Source organism: Polaromonas sp. (genome assembly GCF_041689105.1).
Lineage (GTDB): Bacteria > Pseudomonadota > Gammaproteobacteria > Burkholderiales > Burkholderiaceae_C > Polaromonas.
On sequence record NZ_JBDNGU010000169.1, the window covers coordinates 14,988 to 31,278 of the forward strand.

Below are 16,291 nucleotides of genomic sequence, written 5' to 3' on the forward strand. Positions count from 1 at the left end.
AGGCCACACCATGAACTACGAACAAGCCCGTTTCAACATGATCGAGCAGCAGATCCGCCCCTGGGAAGTGCTGGACAGCCAGGTCCTCTCTCTGCTGGCCCTGGTCCGGCGCGAGGACTTTGTGCCTGCTTCCAAAAAGGCGCTGGCCTTTGCCGACATGGAGATTCCGCTGACCGGCAAACCCGGGCAATGCATGCTGGCGCCCAAGGTCGAGGCACGCATCCTCCAGGATCTGGCCGTGCAAAAACATGAAAAGGTGCTGGAAATCGGCGCCGGCTCCGGCTACATGGCGGCCTTGCTGGCGCACCGCGCGCAGCAGGTGATCACGCTGGAAATCGACGCCGACCTGGCGCAGCTGGCACGCAACAACCTTAAAAAAGCCGGCATCTACAACGCCGAGGTGCGCACCGGCGACGGCGCCGCCAAACTCAGCCAGGCCGTCTCCAGCAACGACCCGCTCAGCGGGCCTTTCGACGTGATCGTGCTCAGCGGTTCGGTCGCCGACGTGCCGCCCGCGCTGCTGGCCATGCTGAAAACCGGCGGCCGCCTTAGCGCCATCGTCGGCTTTGAGCCCATGATGCGCGCCACGCTGGTGACCTGTGTGGGTGAAGCGGCTTTCCGCACCACCCAGGGCTGGGACACCGTGGCGCCGCGCCTGGTCAACTTTCCCGAGCCTTCCAGATTCAACTTCTGATTCCTGAGCCATTAACCATGATTGCCCAGCTTACCCCCGCCGATTTCAGCGCCTGGCGCGACAGCCTGGGGGCCGACGCATCCGCGCCGGTGGTGCTGGACGTGCGTGAGCCCTGGGAAGTGCAAACCGCCTCGGTCACCGAAGACGGCTTCACGCTGGTGTGTATTCCCATGCGCGAAGTACCGGCCCGTGTTGAACAGCTCAAGGAACAGTTTGGTGCCGACCAGCCGATCGCCTGCCTGTGCCACCACGGCATGCGCAGCCTGCAGGTGGCCAACTACCTGGCGCAAAACGGCTTCACCGACGTCGTCAACCTGCATGGCGGCATCGATGCCTGGTCCGGCGACCTGGACCCGGCGGTGCCACGCTATTGAGCCGATCCTGTCGCATCGTTGACGCTATGCGCTCCCTATCAACCCATGCTGAATTTTTCAAGGACTTCCATGAACACGACTTGGCCCACCTTCCGACTGTCCGCCCTGGCCCTGTGGCTCGGCGCAGCCTTTGCCGGGCCGGTGCAGGCGCAGAGTCTGGTCGAACTGTACGACGCAGCTCGGGGGTTTGATGCCAGCTACCAGTCGGCACGCGCCCAGTACGACAGCACCCAGTTTCGTGCCGAACAGTCGCGTGCCGGTCTTCTGCCCCAGGCCGGCCTGACCGTGGGCGTGTCGCGCACGCAGTCGGACGCGACCTTCGGCCCGGTCAACGTCGAACGCTACCTGAACAACCAGAATCTGAATCTGAGCGTGTCGCAGCCGCTCTACCGGCCCGCCAACCTGGCGGTATGGGAGCAAAGCCGCAAGCAGCTGGACGTGGCGCGCGAGGTGCTGAACGCGGCCGAGCAGGACCTGATTGTGCGCACCAGTCAGACCTACTTTGATGTGCTGACCGCGCAGGACACACTGGCCTTCGTGCGGGCGCAAAAAGCCGCCGTGGCCGAGCAGCTGGCGTCGGCCAAGCGCAACTTCGAGGTGGGCACCTCCACCATCACCGACTCCCGGGAAGCGCAGGCGCGCTACGACCTGGTGACTGCACAGGAAATCGCCGCCGAGAATGACCTCCGCGTCAAACAGTCTGCAATCGACCAGCTGGTGGGCAAGTCAAGCGTCAACCCGAAACCGCTGGCGCTGCCCGCAGCGCTGCCCGAGCTGCTGCCCAATGACATCAACACTTGGGTCCGGCAGTCCGAGGACAACAACCCGGCGGTGCGTCAGTCACGCTCGGCCCTGGAGATCGCCCGGCTCGAGACCGAGCGCGCCAAAGCGGGCCACAAGCCCACGCTCGACCTCACGGCCGCCTATACCATCAGCCGCAACCCCAACGGCAGCATCTCCACCACGTCGTCCAACCAGGTTGGCACGCGCATTGACAATGCCACGGTCGGCCTGCAGTTCAACCTGCCCCTGTTTGCCGGCTTTGCCACCCAGAACCGCCTGCGCGAAACGCTGGCGCTGGAAGACAAAGCGCAGGCCGACCTGGACGCGGCACGCCGGACGGTGGCGCAGTCCACACGTACCGCCTTCTTCGGCGTGTTGTCAGGCCAGGGCCAGGTCAAGGCGCTGGAAGCGGCAGAAGCGTCAAGCCAAAGCGCGCTGGACGCCAACAAGTTGGGCTACCAGGTCGGCGTGCGCATCAACATCGACGTGCTGAACGCACAAAGCCAGCTATTCCAGACCAAACGCGACCTGGCCGTGGCCCGTTACAACGTGCTGCTCGGCGGCCTGCGCCTGCGCCAGGCCAACGGCACGCTGACGCCGGAAGATTTGCTGCTGATCAATTCGTTGTTGGTGCAGTAACTTTACGCAGGCAGTCTTAGATTGACTGCTCTGGTCCAGACACCTGGACGCTTCATGTCTGGGACGCTCATTGCCAAATGGCTCGAATGGTTTTCAGGGCTCGGGCCATCTCCCGCATGCGTTGCCATGCCTCCACTCGGTCAACGCCATTTTCCTGATGTAATTGCTCAACAACACCAGCCAGCATCGTGACCGAGGCCTCATCGAGAAACGTCCGTACATGGGGCGTGAATTTGTCGGGATAATCACCCGTCAGTAGCGCCTGCTGCAGCTCGTGCGCGCTGATGCTTTCCCGATAGCTCACGCTCGCCATGCGGACGGCTAGATCCAGTGCCGGTGATTTACCTTCGCTTTGACGACTTTTTGGTCGTGGGGCTGAAATGTTTAGAGACAGTCCCAGCACGCCCAATAGCTGCGCGGTCCGCCTGATGCTGAGGTCATTGATCTTTCCATTTTCGAGCTCATTCACAGTTGCACGGGAAAGCCCACTGAGCTTTGCCAAGTGGGTTTGGGAGATCCCCATGTCGGAACGGCGTTGCTGGACTGCCGAGCTGAGTTCATTAAGAGCGGACATAACCATAATTTAATGCCCTCGCAGCGAGTTGTCGAATATATTCGACAATTCACCTTTTTCGCTCAGCCCAAATTGCTTGCCAAACCCGAATGCCACAAGCCCAACATTGACCTGACCGCCAGCTACGGCATGCAACGCAACCCGCAAGGTAGCACCGTCAGCACACTGAGCTCACGCAGCAACAGCCCCACCATCGGCTGGCGCTGAACCTGCCGCTGTTTGCCGGCTTTGCCACACAGAACCGCATCCGCGAAGCCCTGTCGCTGGAAGAAAAGGCACGCACCGACCTGGAAGGCGCCAAACGCGGCGTGCGCGTCAACATCGACGCGCTGAACGCACAAAGCCAGTTTTTCCAGACCAAGCGCGACCTGGCCGTGGCCCGCTACAACGTGTTGCTGGGCGGCTTGCGCCTGCGCCAGGCCAACGGCACGTTGACGCCGGAAGATTTTCTGCTCATAAACTCGTTGCTGGTGCAGTCGTTCAGACGAAAGGTTATCACTGCAATCGACAGTCAATCGAGCGACTGTAAATCGTCGTCAGAATTGTTCATGGCCGACTTGACCAGGGCGCGGCTTCACCTCTATCCATAGTCTGGATCGACTTGCAATGCGAAGGTAGGCCATAGCTACCAAACAGTGCTGGCTGGTGAATACGCTTTATTGACGATAGCCAACCTATGGTTTCTGTCGACCTTTGCGGGTAATCGCTGCTTGGCCGCCAATGTCTGCAATGCTGTGATACCCGCCGGTCAGTCTGGCAGACTAGATTTCCGGAACCGACCCAAAGGAGCCTATGGCAGCTTGTAGGGGAGACTGACTGCTCCACCTTGGAAGCCGCCATAGCCCCCCCCCATTGGACGCCCTGGTCCGTCGTCGGCAGCACCTTGACATGGCAATCGGCCAGCGAGCCGCTGCCGAACCGGCAGCCCATGCGCCAGATCAAGCCTTTGGCGTCGCCTCTTCCTCATCCTCCGCGCCGCTCGGCACAAATGTGACTCCGTGGTGCACCAGATAGTCGCGGATCAACCGACGGGTCACCTGCGATGGGGTCACATCCTGCTTGGCGCAAAGCACTTCGAAGGCCTTTTTCTTGGCCGGATCGACCAAAACTGTTAGTCGTGCCGTCTTGAGTTCCATAGGGTATCCGTATGTCAGTCGAGATGACATTGTAGTATCATTCAGAGCAATCTGGATGATAATAAAAGCGCAACATTCCTCAAAGATATCTCTGGACTTCTAGAACCGACATCGTGCATTGTCATCGACGACTCTCTGACCTAGCCCCTTCCATCGCGGTGCTTCAGGTGTTCGCGTGCCGATGCGTTAGTCCACTTGGTACGCGGCCTCGGTTTACGTCCCCGCGATTCGTCTTCGTCGCTTCATGACACTGCTCACCGCAGCCTTCCTGGTCCTGCTCCTCGGTGCTGGGGCATGCCTGCTGCCGTTGCGCAATGCCGTGCGGGTCGGCTTTGGCATTGCCAGCCAGGCGCTGGCGACCGGCCTGGTCTGGTTCTCGGTCGTGCCGGTGTTGCTCGGCGGATCGGCCATCATCGGCGACCTCGCCTGGGCCTACCCGGTGGGAACGTTGCGCATCCGGCTTGATGCCCTGGGCGCGTTCTTCCTCGTTTGGTCCCTGCCGATGACGTTGCTCGGTAGCGTCTACGCGGCCGGGTATCTGCGGCCGTACTTCAATACGGGTCGACATCTGGGGCTGCACTACGCCTTGCTCAACCTGACCTCGCTGTCGTTCTTGCTGGTCTACACCGGCGACCACGCGCTGGTGTTCCTGCTCGGCTGGGAGATCGCCGCGCTCGCCGCCTGGTTACTGGTAATCTGGGATTACACCAACCAGAGGGTGCGGTTTGCCGGCTTCAACTACCTGGTCTCTACGCACGTCGGGCTGATCTTTCTGGTCGCCGGCTTCATGATCCTTTACACGCACACCGGGTCTTGGGAACTGGGCAGTTTCGGTGACTGGTTGAGGCGTAACCCAGGCTCCGAGCGCAACGCGGTGTTCCTGCTGTTGGTCACCAGCTTCGGCTTGAAGTCGGCCTTCTTCCCGTTTCACTCCTGGCTGCCACGCGCCCATGCGGCGGCGCCGGCCCATGTGTCGGCGCTGATGTCTGGGGTCATTCACAAGGCGGGCCTGTACGCACTGGTACGTTTCGTCTGGCTGATCGGCACGCCCGACGAGTGGATGGGCTGGTTTCTGATCGCGTTCTCGGCCTGCTCAGCCGTGGTCGGCGCGCTGTATACGGTGGGCCAGCGTGACCTCAAGCGCTTGCTCGGCTACTCATCGACCGAGAACGTCGGCATCGCCGGCATCGGCTTCGGTGTCGGCTGCCTGGGCTTATCCTGGCACAACCCGGCGCTGGTGGCGATCGGCTTTGCCGGTGGCCTGCTGCATGTGCTGAACCATGCGTTCTTCAAGTGCCAGTTGTTTTATGCGGCAGGTGCGGTTTACCAGGCCACGCACACGGTCGACATGGAAAAACTCGGTGGGCTTGCACGGCTGATGCCATGGACGACGGTGAGCTTCCTGATCGGCGGCGTCGCGATCTCCGCGCTGCCGCCGCTCAACGGTTTCACCAGCGAGTTCGTGATCTATTCCGGGCTGTTCCCGGGCGCAGCCGCTTCGTCCGGTGCCGAGGCGATCGCGCTGGGGGCCAAGGTGGCGCTCGGCCTTGCCGGCGCAGTGCTGGCCTTCGTGGGCGCGGTGTCGGCCTTGAGCATCACCCGTGCCTTCGGCGTCGTGTTCCTTGGCGTGGCGCGCGATGCCAACGTGGTGCCGCCCGTCGAGGTGAGCCTGTGGATGCGCATTCCCATGGCGCTGCACGGGCTTGGCGTCGTCGTTCTCGGCGTGTTGCCCGTGCTCGGTTTCATGCTGGTGCGCGGCCCGACCGAGATCGCGCTGGCCGTGTTGCCCGGGGCGCTGCCGGGCACGAGCGCCGGCGTGCTCGACCCGATCGCCCACACGCTCTCGAACATCGGCCTTGTCTCGGGTGCGCTGGTGGCGGGCGTTTTGCTGCTTTTGTGGCTTCGCTCCAGGTTGGTAAGGCCGCCGGTGGCCAGCCACGTCACCTGGGGTTGTGGCTACGGCCAACCAAACGCCCGTATGCAGTACACCGGCTCCAGCTTCTCGTCGGACTTTGCGCAGCGCTTTCGCAGTGTGATCGTCATGCTGCGGCGGCAAAAGGCCCCTGCGGGCTACTTCCCGACCGACGCCTACCTGATCACTGATTGTGTCGACGCGGTCGAGCGCCGCCTGTTCTCGGTCATCAAGCATGGCGACGTGTCTGCGGGCGAACTGTCGGGCCACCTGCGCGAGGACGACCCGCGGATCGCGTTTGCGGCGGCGCTCCTGGCCCTGGTACTCATCGCAGGGCTCGTCGTGCTGTCCGCAGGTCCGCTGCAATGACGGCTGAAATCGCCACCTGGCTGGGCGCGATCCACGTGGCCATCGTGCTGACCTTGCCGATACTGCTGGTTGGCATCGTGAACCGTACCAAGTCGCTGTGGGCTGGGCGCAAGGGTCCGGGCCTGCTGCAATCTGGCTGGGACCTGTTGCGCTTGCTGCGCAAGCGGCCGGTCTACAGCGCGGTGGCCACACCCCTGTTCCGCGCCGGTGCCTGGGTGGTGTTGGGCTCGGCCATTCTGGCGGCATTGATTGCGCCCGTCCTGGGCACCTTCGCCCCACTTCAGTTCAATCATGACTTCATCGTCTTCGCCTACACGCTGGGCCTTGCGCGACTGTTCCTGATGCTTTCGGCGATGGACGTCGGAAGTGCCTTCGAAGGCATGGGCGCCGCACGCGAAGCGTCGTTCTCCGCCTTCGTCGAACCGGCGCTTTTCCTGCTGATCGGTTCGGCCAGCATCGCCACTGGCCATACCAGCTTCGCCGGCCTGATCGGCCACTTACACAGTGCGCCCGCGTTCCCGGTGCTGGTGATCCCTGCGGTGGCGGTGTTGTTCATCCTGCTGCAGGCCGAGGCCTCGCGCGTTCCGGTAGACGACCCGCTCACCCACCTCGAGCTGACGATGATCCACGAGGTCATGATCCTCGACCACAGCGGTCCAGAGCTGGCCGCAATGCAGTTTGCCGGTGCGCTGAAGCTAACCACCTATGCCGGACTGATCGCAGCGCTGCTGAATCCTTTCGATCCTGTAATTGCACCGCTCGCCGCAACGGTCACGACGCTCGCGATCATGGCGCTCGTGGCAGTAGCCGTGGGATTTGTCGAGTCTTTGAGCGCCCGTCTGCGCATGCGCCTGGTGCCGCGTTACCTGCTGCTGGCGTCCATCGGTGGCGGCCTTTGCCTTGCCGCTGTAGCCAGCACCTGGAACTCCTGATGCGGCTGCCGCTGATCCTTTTCCTGCTGGCCGCAGTGGTTCCTGTCTTCTTCGGCAAGATTCGCTCGGCGCCGTTCTGGTTGTCCGTGCAGGCCTTCGCCCTGGCCTGGAACGGCGCGGCGCACCAAGAAGGCTGGACCGTGCATGGCTTAGTGGCCCTGGTCGAAGTCATCGCTGTGCGCGCGGTGATCGCCCCCTTGCTGCTGCGGCGCGCGATCCGCCTGCGCGGCGAGCCCAATACCGACCTGATGCCTTCGAACCTGTTCGCCTGGGCCATCGGTGTCGCGCTCATCGTGCTGGCGTTCGACTTCGGTGGTGCTGCGATGGCGGACGTGCCGGCACTTGCGCTGGGTGTCGTGGGCGGCATGGTGGCCATCGCGCTGCTGCTGCTGTCCACCAACAATTCACCGCCAGCCCAGCTGGTGGCCGTGCTCTTCATGGAAAACGGCATCGCGGTATTCGAGTCGCTGCTGCCCGAGCCTTGGGCATGGCCGGTGCACGGTACCTTGACCGCGGTCTACCTGGTCACGGTGGGTGTCGGCGGCTGGTTGATCGGCACGCCAACTGACCAGGCAACTATCGAAGCCGGTACCACCCGAGGAGAAGCCCCTTGAACGTCATCGGACCCGCTGCAGCGCCGGTGAGCCAGCGGACGCGCACAGCCACCAGCGGCCATGCCTGGGTCGGACCGTCCCTGGTCACCATCGCGTTGGTCAGCTTAGTGACCTGGATCGTGGTCTTTCTGCGCACGCCGCTGGCCACGATGCCGGTGTATTTCGGCGCCAGATACTTTGTGCTCGACGCCACGTCGATGCTGTTCCTGCTGGTCATCAACGCCGTGTTCCTGGGCATCAGCGTTTACATGTCGTCGCGTGTCAGCACGTCAGCCCACCTGGCCGGAAAAATCAAGTTTCGCGCCGCGCTGTCGCTGGCCTTCATGGTCGCCATGAACCTGGGTGTTCTGTCCAACAACCTGCTGGTGCTGTGGGCCTTCATCGAGCTCACCACACTGTGCCTGGCCCCGCTGGTCGCACAGGGCGAAGGCAAGAATGCGCGCCGCGTCGCCTGGCACTACCTGCTGTACTCCAGCATGTCGTTGGCACTGACCTTTCTGGGCTTCATGTGCCTGACGCGCAGTGCGGCGCTTCAAGGACAGGAGCTGTCGTTCGCGCTCGACCAGCTGGCGGCGACGCTGCCCGCCCAGGGCGGTAGCGGCGACAGCTGGCAACGCATGGGCCTTGCGCTGATGCTCTTTGGCCTGGGCAGCAAGCTCGGCCTGGCGCCGCTGTACGGCTGGATGCCGGAGACCTACGAAGCCGCACCCACCAGCACCAGTGCGCTGCTGGCAGCGGTGCAGTTCAATATCAGCGTTGTGGCCGTGTTCCGCATCTTCCAGGTGTTTGGCGTTCACCAGACCAGCTCCGTCTCGCACGAACTGTTGATCATGGGTTGCCTGTCGCTGACGGTAGCGGCCGTGCAGGTGATGGCGGCGCGCAACTACAAGCGCTTGATCGCCTATGCCTGCGTCAGTTCGTCGGGGGTCATCGCCATCGGCCTGTCGGTGGGCAAGGCGGCGGCCTACGGCGTGGTGCTTTACGTCGTCAGCAACGCGTTCGTGAAGGCGTTACTGTTCCTGACTGCCGGCCGCCTGCGCGGGGTTTATGGCACCAACCAGGTGGAGGCACTCAGCGGCGTGATCCGCGTGCTGCCGTTCTCGGGTCTGCTTTTCGCCGTGGGCATCTTTGCACTGCTGGGCTTTCCGCCCTTCGGCAGCTTCATGGCCGAGATGCTGATCCTGTCGGGCATCGTGCAGGCAGGCAACCTGATCGCCTTTGCATTGATGTGCACGATGCTCACCATCATTTTCGTGGCCACCGGTCGCTCAATCTTCCCCATGTTGTGGGGGCCCTCGGAGCGTCAGGGGCCCGCCATCGTTGAGACCTGGGTTACCGCCTTGCCCAAACTCGGCTTCGTCACGGCGCTGGTGCTGCTGGGCGTGTATACGCCACCGCCGATCAGCGCGCTGCTGGTTGCCGTGGCGCAATCGATCGGAGGGCAATGATGGGACCGGCCAAGTCTGTCGTTATGGCGTTGACCCAGGACGTCCGGCCTCTGGAGCTGGACGCCTGGGCCTCGGCATGCGCGCAGGCCATGGCCGCTGGCGAACGTCTGTTGACGCTGTTCGGGCGGCCCGATGGGGCCGACGGCGTGGTCACCACGGCCGTGACGCTGGGCCACGAGGACGGTGAGAGCCGCCTCAACGTACTGCGCGGCTGCGGGCGGCGTGGCGACGCATTCGAATCGCTGACCACGAATTACCCGGCCGCACAAATGTTCGAGCGTGAACTGTGGGAGCAAACGGGCCTGCAGCCCACCGGGCACCCCTGGCTCAAGCCGGTACGCTTCGAGGGCGCACGCCAGCAGCACATGGCCAACTACCCGTTCTTCTCGGTGCGCGGGCAGGAGGTCCATGAGGTTGGTGTCGGCCCCATCCACGCCAGCGTGATCGAGCCCGGGCACTTCCGCTTCATGTGCCATGGCGAGCAGGTCCACCACCTGGAGATCCAGCTGGGCTACCAGCACCGGGGTGTCGAAGCACTACTTCTGCAGCGGCCGCCGCTGGGTTTGAGCTCACTGGTCGAATCAATCGCCGGCGACAGCAGCATCGCGTATGCCTGGGGCTATTGCGCCGCGGTGGAAGCGCTGGCGGGTATGCAAGTCAATTTCGAATCCGAGATCGTCCGTGGTGTGGCGCTGGAGCTCGAACGCGTGGCCATGCACCTGGGCACACTCACGGGTATGGCGACCGACATTGCTTTCCTTCAGGGCGGTGCCACCTACGGTCGGCTGCGCACCGCGATCATCAATGCCACGATGCGTGTGTGCGGCAGCCGATTTGGCCGCGGCTGGCTACGGCCCGGGGGCGTGCGATTCGGCCTCACGCCGGCGCTGCGGCAAGACCTTCTCATCACATTGGCGGCGTTCTCCAAAGACATCGCCCTGGTCAACGACCTGATGCGCAGTGCGCGCAGTGTGCAATCGCGACTGCAGGGCGTGGGCACCGTCAGCCTCAAGGCGGCGCAGGATCTCGGTTTGGTGGGTTTATCCGCGCGCGCCTGTGGCGTTAGCTTCGACACCCGTGCCAGCCTGCCAGGGCGCCTTTATACGGCGTATCCGGTAAACATTCTGCACGAGGAAAGCGGTGACTGCTGGGCACGGTTGACACTGCGCATGCGCGAGATCGATGAATCGGTACGCTGGGTACGCGAGGTGCTGCAAGCGCCCCAGGCCGACCTGGCGCTGACCAGCATCCTGCCGGTGGGCAAGCTGTGGCCGGACACGCTGTGCGTTTCCGTGCGTGAGGGCTTCCGCGGGCCGGTGGTGCAGGCCTTGGAGACCGCGTCCGACGGCAGCCTGTTGCACTACAAGGTGCAGGATCCGTCACTGGTCAACTGGTTTGGCGAGGCGCTGGCGGTGCGCAACAACGAAATCTCGGACTTCCCGATCTGCAACAAGAGCTTCGACCTCTCGTATTGCGGTAACGACCTGTAGGAATTCACCATGCTCAAGTCAATTGCCGTCAGGGTCTCACAAGGCTCGCAGTTCATCCCCGATCCGCGTCAGGCGAGCCCGGCCGGTTTCCGCGGCAGGCCGCTGATCGCCGCCGCCGACTGTGCCAGCGGCTGCGACGCGTGTGTCGCCTCTTGTCCCACAGCTGCGATCACCTTGAATCCAGTGGCCATCGATCTGGGCCGCTGCGTGTTGTGTGGCGACTGCGAGCCGGTCTGCCCGAGCGCGCTGATTTCTTTCAGCAACGACGTGCGCATGGCCGCCACAGATCGACAGGCGCTGACAGTCAGCCAGCCACGACCCGAGCTCGATCCGATCAAGGTGAACCAGGCCCTGCGCCAGCGCTTCGGCCGCTCGCTCAAGCTGCGCTCGGTCTCGGCCGGTGGCTGCAATGGCTGCGAGCTGGAGGTCAATGCGCTCACCAATGTCAACTTCGACATCGGCCGATACGGCATCGACATCGTGGCCTCGCCGCGCCATGCCGACGGTCTGGTGCTGACCGGTGCGATCACCCGCAACATGGCCCAGGCCCTGCAACTGTGCTGGGATGCCATGCCGGAACCCAAGCTCGTCATCGCCGTCGGCGCCTGCGCGATCTCCGGCAGCCCCTTTGAAGGCTCGAGCGCTGTTGATCGCGCCTTTCTGAATCGCTTTGCGCCAACACTTTATGTGCCCGGCTGTCCGCCACACCCGCTGACTTTCGTACGCGGCGTGCTGGACCTGCTAGGGATCTCCAGTTAGGTTCGATTCCCTTGATCAAAGCCCCGGCAAGAGGCCTTTTTGCCAAAATCTCTGAAGGAGACGAAGATGAAAGTTACCTTGATCACACGAGTCGCACTGGCAGCATCCATACTGGCCATTGCCGCTGGCAACTCGATGGCACAGGATGTCACCTATCGCAACCAGATCGCGCCAATGTGGAAAGCTCACTGCATCGCTTGCCACGGCGCCCAATCGCCGGAGCGCTCTGATTTCCTGCTTGACGAGAAGGGCTACACGGCCAAGTCCCAGGGCCCGCGAATGGACACGTACGAACGTTTCATCGCCTTCGTCGCCTGGCCTGACACCGGTGCTTTGATGCGCCGCCTGGACGATGGACGCAGCCCCTACGCGGGTGGCAAGCCAGGCAACATGTATGAACGCCTCGGTGCCAGCGAGCAGGAGCGCGCCGCCAATCTCAAGATCATCAAGGCCTGGGTTGGTGAGGGCGCGTGGAATCTCAACCGCTGGTCCAAGCGGGGCGATGTGCCGGCAGTCGCAAAGGAGCAATTGGACAAGATCAAGCTGGCGTACTGACCGCAATCGGCGATTGAATGCGTCCCCGTTCTCTTTCCCCGACAGCTAGGACCCCCATGAATTCCCGCGAACGATTTCTTGCTGCAGTGGCCTGCGAGGTGCTCGACCGCCCGCCGATCTGGGTGATGCGGCAAGCCGGCCGCTATCTACCCGAATACCGCGAACTGAAGGCGCGCTCGTCCTTCCTGGAGATGGTCAGGACGCCGGCTCTGGCGGCCGAGGTGACGCTGCAGCCAATCCGGCGCTTTCCGGGCATCGACGCCGCGATCCTGTTCTCCGACATCCTCGTGATTCCGGAGGCGCTGGGGCAGCCCTACGCGTTTCGTGACGGCGGGGGCATCGCGATGGACCATCGCATCGAGACGCGCGCGCAGGTCGATGCGCTGGCCGGCTCCGACAGCATCCCGGACCGGCTGAGCTATGTGGCCGAGGCGCTTGCGCTGGTGAAGAAGGAACTCGATGGCTCCAAGGCATTGCTGGGTTTTGGCGGCTCGCCCTGGACCCTGGCGACCTACATGGTCGAGGGCGGCAGTTCCAAGGACTTTGAAAAGATCAAGTTGCTTTTCTATTCAGACCGTGCCACCTTTGAAGCTCTACTGGAGAAGCTGACCGAGGCGCTGATCGTGTACTTCAGGATGCAGATTGCCGCCGGCGCCGATGCGATCCAGATCTTCGATTCCTGGGGAGGGATCATCGCCGGGGCTGACTACGAAGAGGCCTCGCTGAAGTGGATACGCCGCATCGTCGCCGCGCTCCCGCAGGAATTCCCGGTCATTCTGTACGCCAAGGGAACGGCGGTGCACATGGCCGAACAGGCGGCCAGCGGCATCAAGGTGCTGAGCATCGACTGGACCTGCGAACTGGCCCGTGCGCGCCGGGCGCTGCCGCCCAAAGTGGCACTGCAAGGCAATCTGGATCCGGTGATCATGCAAACCACGCCGCAAATCGTTGCGCGCGAGGCCACGCGACTGCTCGTTCACATGCGCGGCGCCAGGGGCCACATTGTCAACCTGGGCCATGGCATCACGCCGCAGGCAAGCCTGGAGAACATGCACGCCCTGGTGGACACGGTCTGCGGCTGGGCCGGCAGCCGGCGTGCCATCAGCCGTATCCGCCGCAACCAGCCCAACCCATGAGCGTTCAGCCCATGTTTGCACGCATCGCAGGCGTCGGCAGCTATCTGCCTGGATCCCCCGTCAGCAACGCCGACCTGGTAGCGCGCGGTGTGGACACCAACGACGACTGGGTGATCTGCTGCACCGGCATTAAGACCCGACACTTCGCGCAAGCCGGAGTCACATCAAGTGATCTGGCCTTCGAGGCCTGCCGCAGGGCGCTGGCATCGGCCGGCAAAGCCGCTTCTGACATCGACCTGATCATTGTGGCCACCTCAACCCCCGATGCCATATTTCCCAGCACCGCATGCCTTTTGCAAGCCAAGCTGGGCGACCGAGGGGCGATGGCCAAGACCATCGCAACCGTTGAACGGCACGGCAATAGTTCGGCCGCCTCGATTCCCCTGGCGCTGGGCGCTGCCGTTCTGGATGGCCGTGTACAGCGCGGGCACAAGCTCCTGCTGGAAGGTATTGGCGGTGGCTTCACCTGGGATGCCGTCCTGCTGCAGTTCTAGAATACCCACCCTGTGTCCCCGCCCTGCGGACACGTCAGCCCCACAAGGAGAGCAAATTGACCCGTCGCCGCGTTGTTATCACTGGATTGGGAATCGTATCGCCTGTTGGCAACAACATCCAGCAAGCCTGGGACAACATCGTCGTCGGGCGCTCTGGTATCGACCACATCTCGCGCTTCGACGCGTCCAATCTGCCGGTGCGTTTTGCCGGCGAGGTGAAGGACTTCGATGTTTCCGCCTATCTGCCGGCAAAGGAGGCCCGGCGCATGGACACCTTCATCCACTATGGCATGGCCGCAGCGATCCAGGCGATCAAGGATGCGGGGCTCGAAGCCCATCCCGCCGAAGCACAACGCATCGGCGTGTCCATCGGGTCGGGCATCGGTGGACTGCCGTACATCGAAGCCACACACGACGACTATCTGGCCGGTGGTCCGCGCAAGATCTCGCCTTTCTTTGTCCCGGGCTCCATCATCAACATGATCTCTGGCAACCTGTCCATCCTGTATGGATTCAAGGGCCCCAACGTCGCCTTGGTCAGCGCCTGCTCGACGGGCACCCACAGCATTGGTGATGCCGGCCGTTTCATCGAATACGGCGATGCCGACATCATGGTTGCGGGGGGTGCCGAGAGCAGTGTGTCCCCGCTGGGAATGGGCGGCTTTTGCGCCGCCCGTGCACTCTCTACGCGCAACGATGACCCGCAGACCGCCAGTCGCCCATGGGACCAGGACCGCGACGGCTTCGTGCTGGGCGAAGGTGCAGGGGTGGTCGTTCTCGAGGAGTTCGAACACGCGAAGGCGCGTGGCGCGCGGATCTATGCCGAACTGGCCGGTTTCGGCATGAGTGCCGATGCGCATCACATGACTGCCCCGCGCGAGGACGGCGAAGGCGCAGCCCTGTGCGTGGCCAACGCGCTGCGCAACGCCCGCGTCAATGCCGATGAAGTGCAGTACCTCAACGCGCATGGCACCTCGACGCCGCTGGGCGACCAAGCCGAGACCGTGGCCATCAAGCGCGCGTTCGGTGAGCATGCGAAGAACTTGGTGGTCAATTCCACCAAGTCGATGACGGGCCACCTGCTGGGTGCGGCAGGCGGCATCGAAGCCGTCTTTTCAGTCCTGGCTATTCATCAGCAGATCTCACCGCCGACAATCAACATCTTCAAGCAGGATGAGGCCTGTGACCTCGACTACTGCGCCAATGTAGCGCGGGACATGAGGATCGACGTGGCGATGTCCAATTCCTTCGGCTTCGGTGGCACCAACGCGACCGTCGTTTTCCGGCGCATTTGAGCTGCGCGGCTTCGGTTTCGATCCACACTTCCCCGTCCACCCCGAAAGGCTGCCATGTCCTCAACCATCCCTGCCACCTTGATCCCCGGCGACGGCATCGGCCCCGAGATCGTCGATGCGACGCTCGCCGCCTTGGACGCGCTGGGCGCCCCGTTTGCGTGGGACCGCCAGATCGCTGGCCTGGCCGGTGTCACCGCAGCCGGCGACCCGTTGCCGAAGGCCACACTGGAGAGCATCCGCCGCACGCGGCTGGCCTTGAAGGGTCCGCTGGAAACCCCCTCTGGCGGCGGCTACCGTTCGTCGAACGTGCGGCTGCGCGAAGAGTTCCAGCTCTACGCGAACCTGCGACCGGCGCGAACCATCATCCCGGGTGGGCGCTTCGACAAGATCGACCTGGTCGTGGTGCGCGAGAACCTGGAGGGCCTGTACATCGGCCACGAGCACTTCGTGCAGATCGACGACGACCCGCACGCGGTCGCGATGGCCACAGGCATCAACACCCGCGCAGGCAGCCGCCGGCTGCTGGAATTCGCGTTCGAACACGCGGTGACCACGGGCCGCAAGAAAGTGACGATCGTACACAAGGCCAACATCATGAAGGCGCTGACCGGCATCTTCCTGGAGACCGGACTCGACCTCTACGAGCGCAAGTACAAGGGCCGGTTCGAACTGGACACGGTGATCATCGACGCCTGCGCGATGAAACTGGTGCTCAACCCCTGGCAGTTCGACATGCTTGTCACCACCAACCTTTTCGGCGACATCCTGTCGGACCTGGTGGCCGGGCTGGTGGGCGGCCTGGGCATGGCACCGGGCGCGAACATTGGTGCCGACGCGGCCATCTTCGAGGCCGTGCACGGGTCGGCCCCCGACATCGCTGGTAAGGGCCTGGCCAACCCCACGGCGCTGCTGCTGGCTGCCGCGATGATGCTGGACCACTGCCGGCTCACCGAGATGGCTACGCGGCTGCGTCAGGCCATCGATGCGACGCTCAACATCGACAAGGTTCGCACCGGTGACCTGGGCGGCACAGCGACAACCGGAACCTTCACGCAGGCGCTGGTGAGCCGCATTGCCAATGGATGAA

The 16,291-nt window shown here is 63.4% G+C and carries 16 protein-coding genes and 1 pseudogene; 15 read left to right on the forward strand and 2 right to left on the reverse strand.

Going from position 1 to position 16,291, the window contains the following annotated elements; all coding sequences use genetic code 11:
* The first annotated feature begins 10 nt into the window (after nt 1-10).
* From ACESMT_RS17275 to ACESMT_RS17285, 3 genes are all read left to right on the forward strand, one after another.
* Nucleotides 11-694 (forward strand): protein-L-isoaspartate O-methyltransferase, encoded by a 684-nt coding sequence (locus ACESMT_RS17275; RefSeq protein ID WP_372827835.1) that lies wholly within the window; start codon nt 11-13, stop codon nt 692-694.
* Nucleotides 695-711: 17 nt separating this feature from the next.
* On the forward strand, nt 712-1,068 hold the full coding sequence (locus tag ACESMT_RS17280) for a rhodanese-like domain-containing protein (protein ID WP_372827836.1): 357 nt from the start codon (nt 712-714) through the stop codon (nt 1,066-1,068).
* Nucleotides 1,069-1,137: 69 nt separating this feature from the next.
* Nucleotides 1,138-2,490, forward strand: coding sequence for a TolC family outer membrane protein (locus ACESMT_RS17285; RefSeq protein WP_372827837.1), 1,353 nt, complete (start codon nt 1,138-1,140; stop codon nt 2,488-2,490).
* Nucleotides 2,491-2,557: 67 nt separating this feature from the next.
* Here ACESMT_RS17285 and ACESMT_RS17290 read toward each other — a convergent pair whose 3' ends face one another.
* Nucleotides 2,558-3,064 carry an XRE family transcriptional regulator gene (locus ACESMT_RS17290; protein ID WP_372827838.1) on the reverse strand — a complete coding sequence of 169 codons (507 nt, stop codon included), beginning with the start codon at nt 3,062-3,064 and terminating at the stop codon, nt 2,558-2,560.
* Between the two features lie 93 nt (nt 3,065-3,157).
* Here ACESMT_RS17290 and ACESMT_RS17295 point away from each other — a divergent pair.
* A pseudogene (locus ACESMT_RS17295) lies at nt 3,158-3,540 on the forward strand (TolC family protein); the annotation flags it as partial.
* Between the two features lie 462 nt (nt 3,541-4,002).
* On the opposite strand, the gene ACESMT_RS17300 reads toward ACESMT_RS17295, so the two are convergent.
* Nucleotides 4,003-4,200, reverse strand: coding sequence for a CopG family transcriptional regulator (locus ACESMT_RS17300; RefSeq protein ID WP_372827839.1), 198 nt, complete (start codon nt 4,198-4,200; stop codon nt 4,003-4,005).
* Between the two features lie 244 nt (nt 4,201-4,444).
* Here ACESMT_RS17300 and ACESMT_RS17305 point away from each other — a divergent pair, with 244 nt between their 5' ends.
* The 11 genes from ACESMT_RS17305 (at nt 4,445) to ACESMT_RS17355 (ending at nt 16,290) form a co-directional block, all read left to right on the forward strand.
* On the forward strand, nt 4,445-6,481 hold the full coding sequence (locus ACESMT_RS17305) for a proton-conducting transporter membrane subunit (RefSeq protein WP_372827840.1): 2,037 nt from the start codon (nt 4,445-4,447) through the stop codon (nt 6,479-6,481).
* The gene (locus tag ACESMT_RS17310; RefSeq protein ID WP_372827841.1) at nt 6,478-7,413 is read left to right on the forward strand and encodes a respiratory chain complex I subunit 1 family protein; all 936 of its coding nucleotides are present in this window, start codon (nt 6,478-6,480) and stop codon (nt 7,411-7,413) included. Before ACESMT_RS17305 ends, ACESMT_RS17310 begins: the two co-directional genes overlap by 4 nt.
* Complete coding sequence (locus ACESMT_RS17315) at nt 7,413-8,027, forward strand: hypothetical protein (protein ID WP_372827842.1); 615 nt, start codon at nt 7,413-7,415, stop codon at nt 8,025-8,027. Before ACESMT_RS17310 ends, ACESMT_RS17315 begins: the two co-directional genes overlap by 1 nt.
* On the forward strand, nt 8,024-9,475 hold the full coding sequence (locus ACESMT_RS17320; RefSeq protein ID WP_372827843.1) for a complex I subunit 5 family protein: 1,452 nt from the start codon (nt 8,024-8,026) through the stop codon (nt 9,473-9,475). Before ACESMT_RS17315 ends, ACESMT_RS17320 begins: the two co-directional genes overlap by 4 nt.
* Complete coding sequence (locus ACESMT_RS17325) at nt 9,475-10,965, forward strand: NADH-quinone oxidoreductase subunit C (RefSeq protein WP_372827844.1); 1,491 nt, start codon at nt 9,475-9,477, stop codon at nt 10,963-10,965. The genes ACESMT_RS17320 and ACESMT_RS17325 overlap by 1 nt, the downstream gene beginning before the upstream one ends.
* A 9-nt stretch (nt 10,966-10,974) precedes the next feature.
* On the forward strand, nt 10,975-11,724 hold the full coding sequence (locus tag ACESMT_RS17330; RefSeq protein WP_372827845.1) for a 4Fe-4S dicluster domain-containing protein: 750 nt from the start codon (nt 10,975-10,977) through the stop codon (nt 11,722-11,724).
* Nucleotides 11,725-11,790: 66 nt separating this feature from the next.
* Nucleotides 11,791-12,279: a cytochrome C gene (locus ACESMT_RS17335; RefSeq protein WP_372827846.1), complete on the forward strand. Its 489-nt coding sequence runs from the start codon at nt 11,791-11,793 to the stop codon at nt 12,277-12,279.
* Between the two features lie 56 nt (nt 12,280-12,335).
* Nucleotides 12,336-13,415 (forward strand): uroporphyrinogen decarboxylase, encoded by a 1,080-nt coding sequence (gene hemE, locus ACESMT_RS17340; RefSeq protein WP_372827847.1) that lies wholly within the window; start codon nt 12,336-12,338, stop codon nt 13,413-13,415.
* Entirely contained in the window at nt 13,412-13,909 is a 498-nt protein-coding gene (locus ACESMT_RS17345; RefSeq protein ID WP_372827848.1) for a 3-oxoacyl-[acyl-carrier-protein] synthase III C-terminal domain-containing protein, read from the forward strand. The genes hemE and ACESMT_RS17345 overlap by 4 nt, the downstream gene beginning before the upstream one ends.
* A gap of 56 nt (nt 13,910-13,965) precedes the next feature.
* Nucleotides 13,966-15,204 (forward strand): beta-ketoacyl-ACP synthase II, encoded by a 1,239-nt coding sequence (gene fabF, locus ACESMT_RS17350; RefSeq protein WP_372827849.1) that lies wholly within the window; start codon nt 13,966-13,968, stop codon nt 15,202-15,204.
* Nucleotides 15,205-15,258: 54 nt separating this feature from the next.
* On the forward strand, nt 15,259-16,290 hold the full coding sequence (locus ACESMT_RS17355) for an isocitrate/isopropylmalate dehydrogenase family protein (RefSeq protein WP_372827850.1): 1,032 nt from the start codon (nt 15,259-15,261) through the stop codon (nt 16,288-16,290).
* Nucleotide 16,291 lies beyond the last annotated feature (1 nt).

Excerpts from the sequence above, each read along its gene's own strand:
- ACESMT_RS17305 (WP_372827840.1), top strand. The coding sequence starts at position 4,445 with ATGACACTGCTCACCGCAGCCTTCCTGGTCCTGCTCCTCGGTGCTGGG.
- ACESMT_RS17310 (WP_372827841.1), top strand. The coding sequence starts at position 6,478 with ATGACGGCTGAAATCGCCACCTGGCTGGGCGCGATCCACGTGGCCATC.
- ACESMT_RS17290 (WP_372827838.1), bottom strand. The coding sequence starts at position 3,064 with ATGTCCGCTCTTAATGAACTCAGCTCGGCAGTCCAGCAACGCCGTTCC.
- ACESMT_RS17355 (WP_372827850.1), top strand. The coding sequence starts at position 15,259 with ATGTCCTCAACCATCCCTGCCACCTTGATCCCCGGCGACGGCATCGGC.
- ACESMT_RS17285 (WP_372827837.1), top strand. The coding sequence starts at position 1,138 with ATGAACACGACTTGGCCCACCTTCCGACTGTCCGCCCTGGCCCTGTGG.
- ACESMT_RS17330 (WP_372827845.1), top strand. The coding sequence starts at position 10,975 with ATGCTCAAGTCAATTGCCGTCAGGGTCTCACAAGGCTCGCAGTTCATC.
- ACESMT_RS17300 (WP_372827839.1), bottom strand. The coding sequence starts at position 4,200 with ATGGAACTCAAGACGGCACGACTAACAGTTTTGGTCGATCCGGCCAAG.
- ACESMT_RS17275 (WP_372827835.1), top strand. The coding sequence starts at position 11 with ATGAACTACGAACAAGCCCGTTTCAACATGATCGAGCAGCAGATCCGC.
- ACESMT_RS17335 (WP_372827846.1), top strand. The coding sequence starts at position 11,791 with ATGAAAGTTACCTTGATCACACGAGTCGCACTGGCAGCATCCATACTG.
- hemE (WP_372827847.1), top strand. The coding sequence starts at position 12,336 with ATGAATTCCCGCGAACGATTTCTTGCTGCAGTGGCCTGCGAGGTGCTC.
- ACESMT_RS17315 (WP_372827842.1), top strand. The coding sequence starts at position 7,413 with ATGCGGCTGCCGCTGATCCTTTTCCTGCTGGCCGCAGTGGTTCCTGTC.
- ACESMT_RS17325 (WP_372827844.1), top strand. The coding sequence starts at position 9,475 with ATGGGACCGGCCAAGTCTGTCGTTATGGCGTTGACCCAGGACGTCCGG.
- ACESMT_RS17345 (WP_372827848.1), top strand. The coding sequence starts at position 13,412 with ATGAGCGTTCAGCCCATGTTTGCACGCATCGCAGGCGTCGGCAGCTAT.
- ACESMT_RS17280 (WP_372827836.1), top strand. The coding sequence starts at position 712 with ATGATTGCCCAGCTTACCCCCGCCGATTTCAGCGCCTGGCGCGACAGC.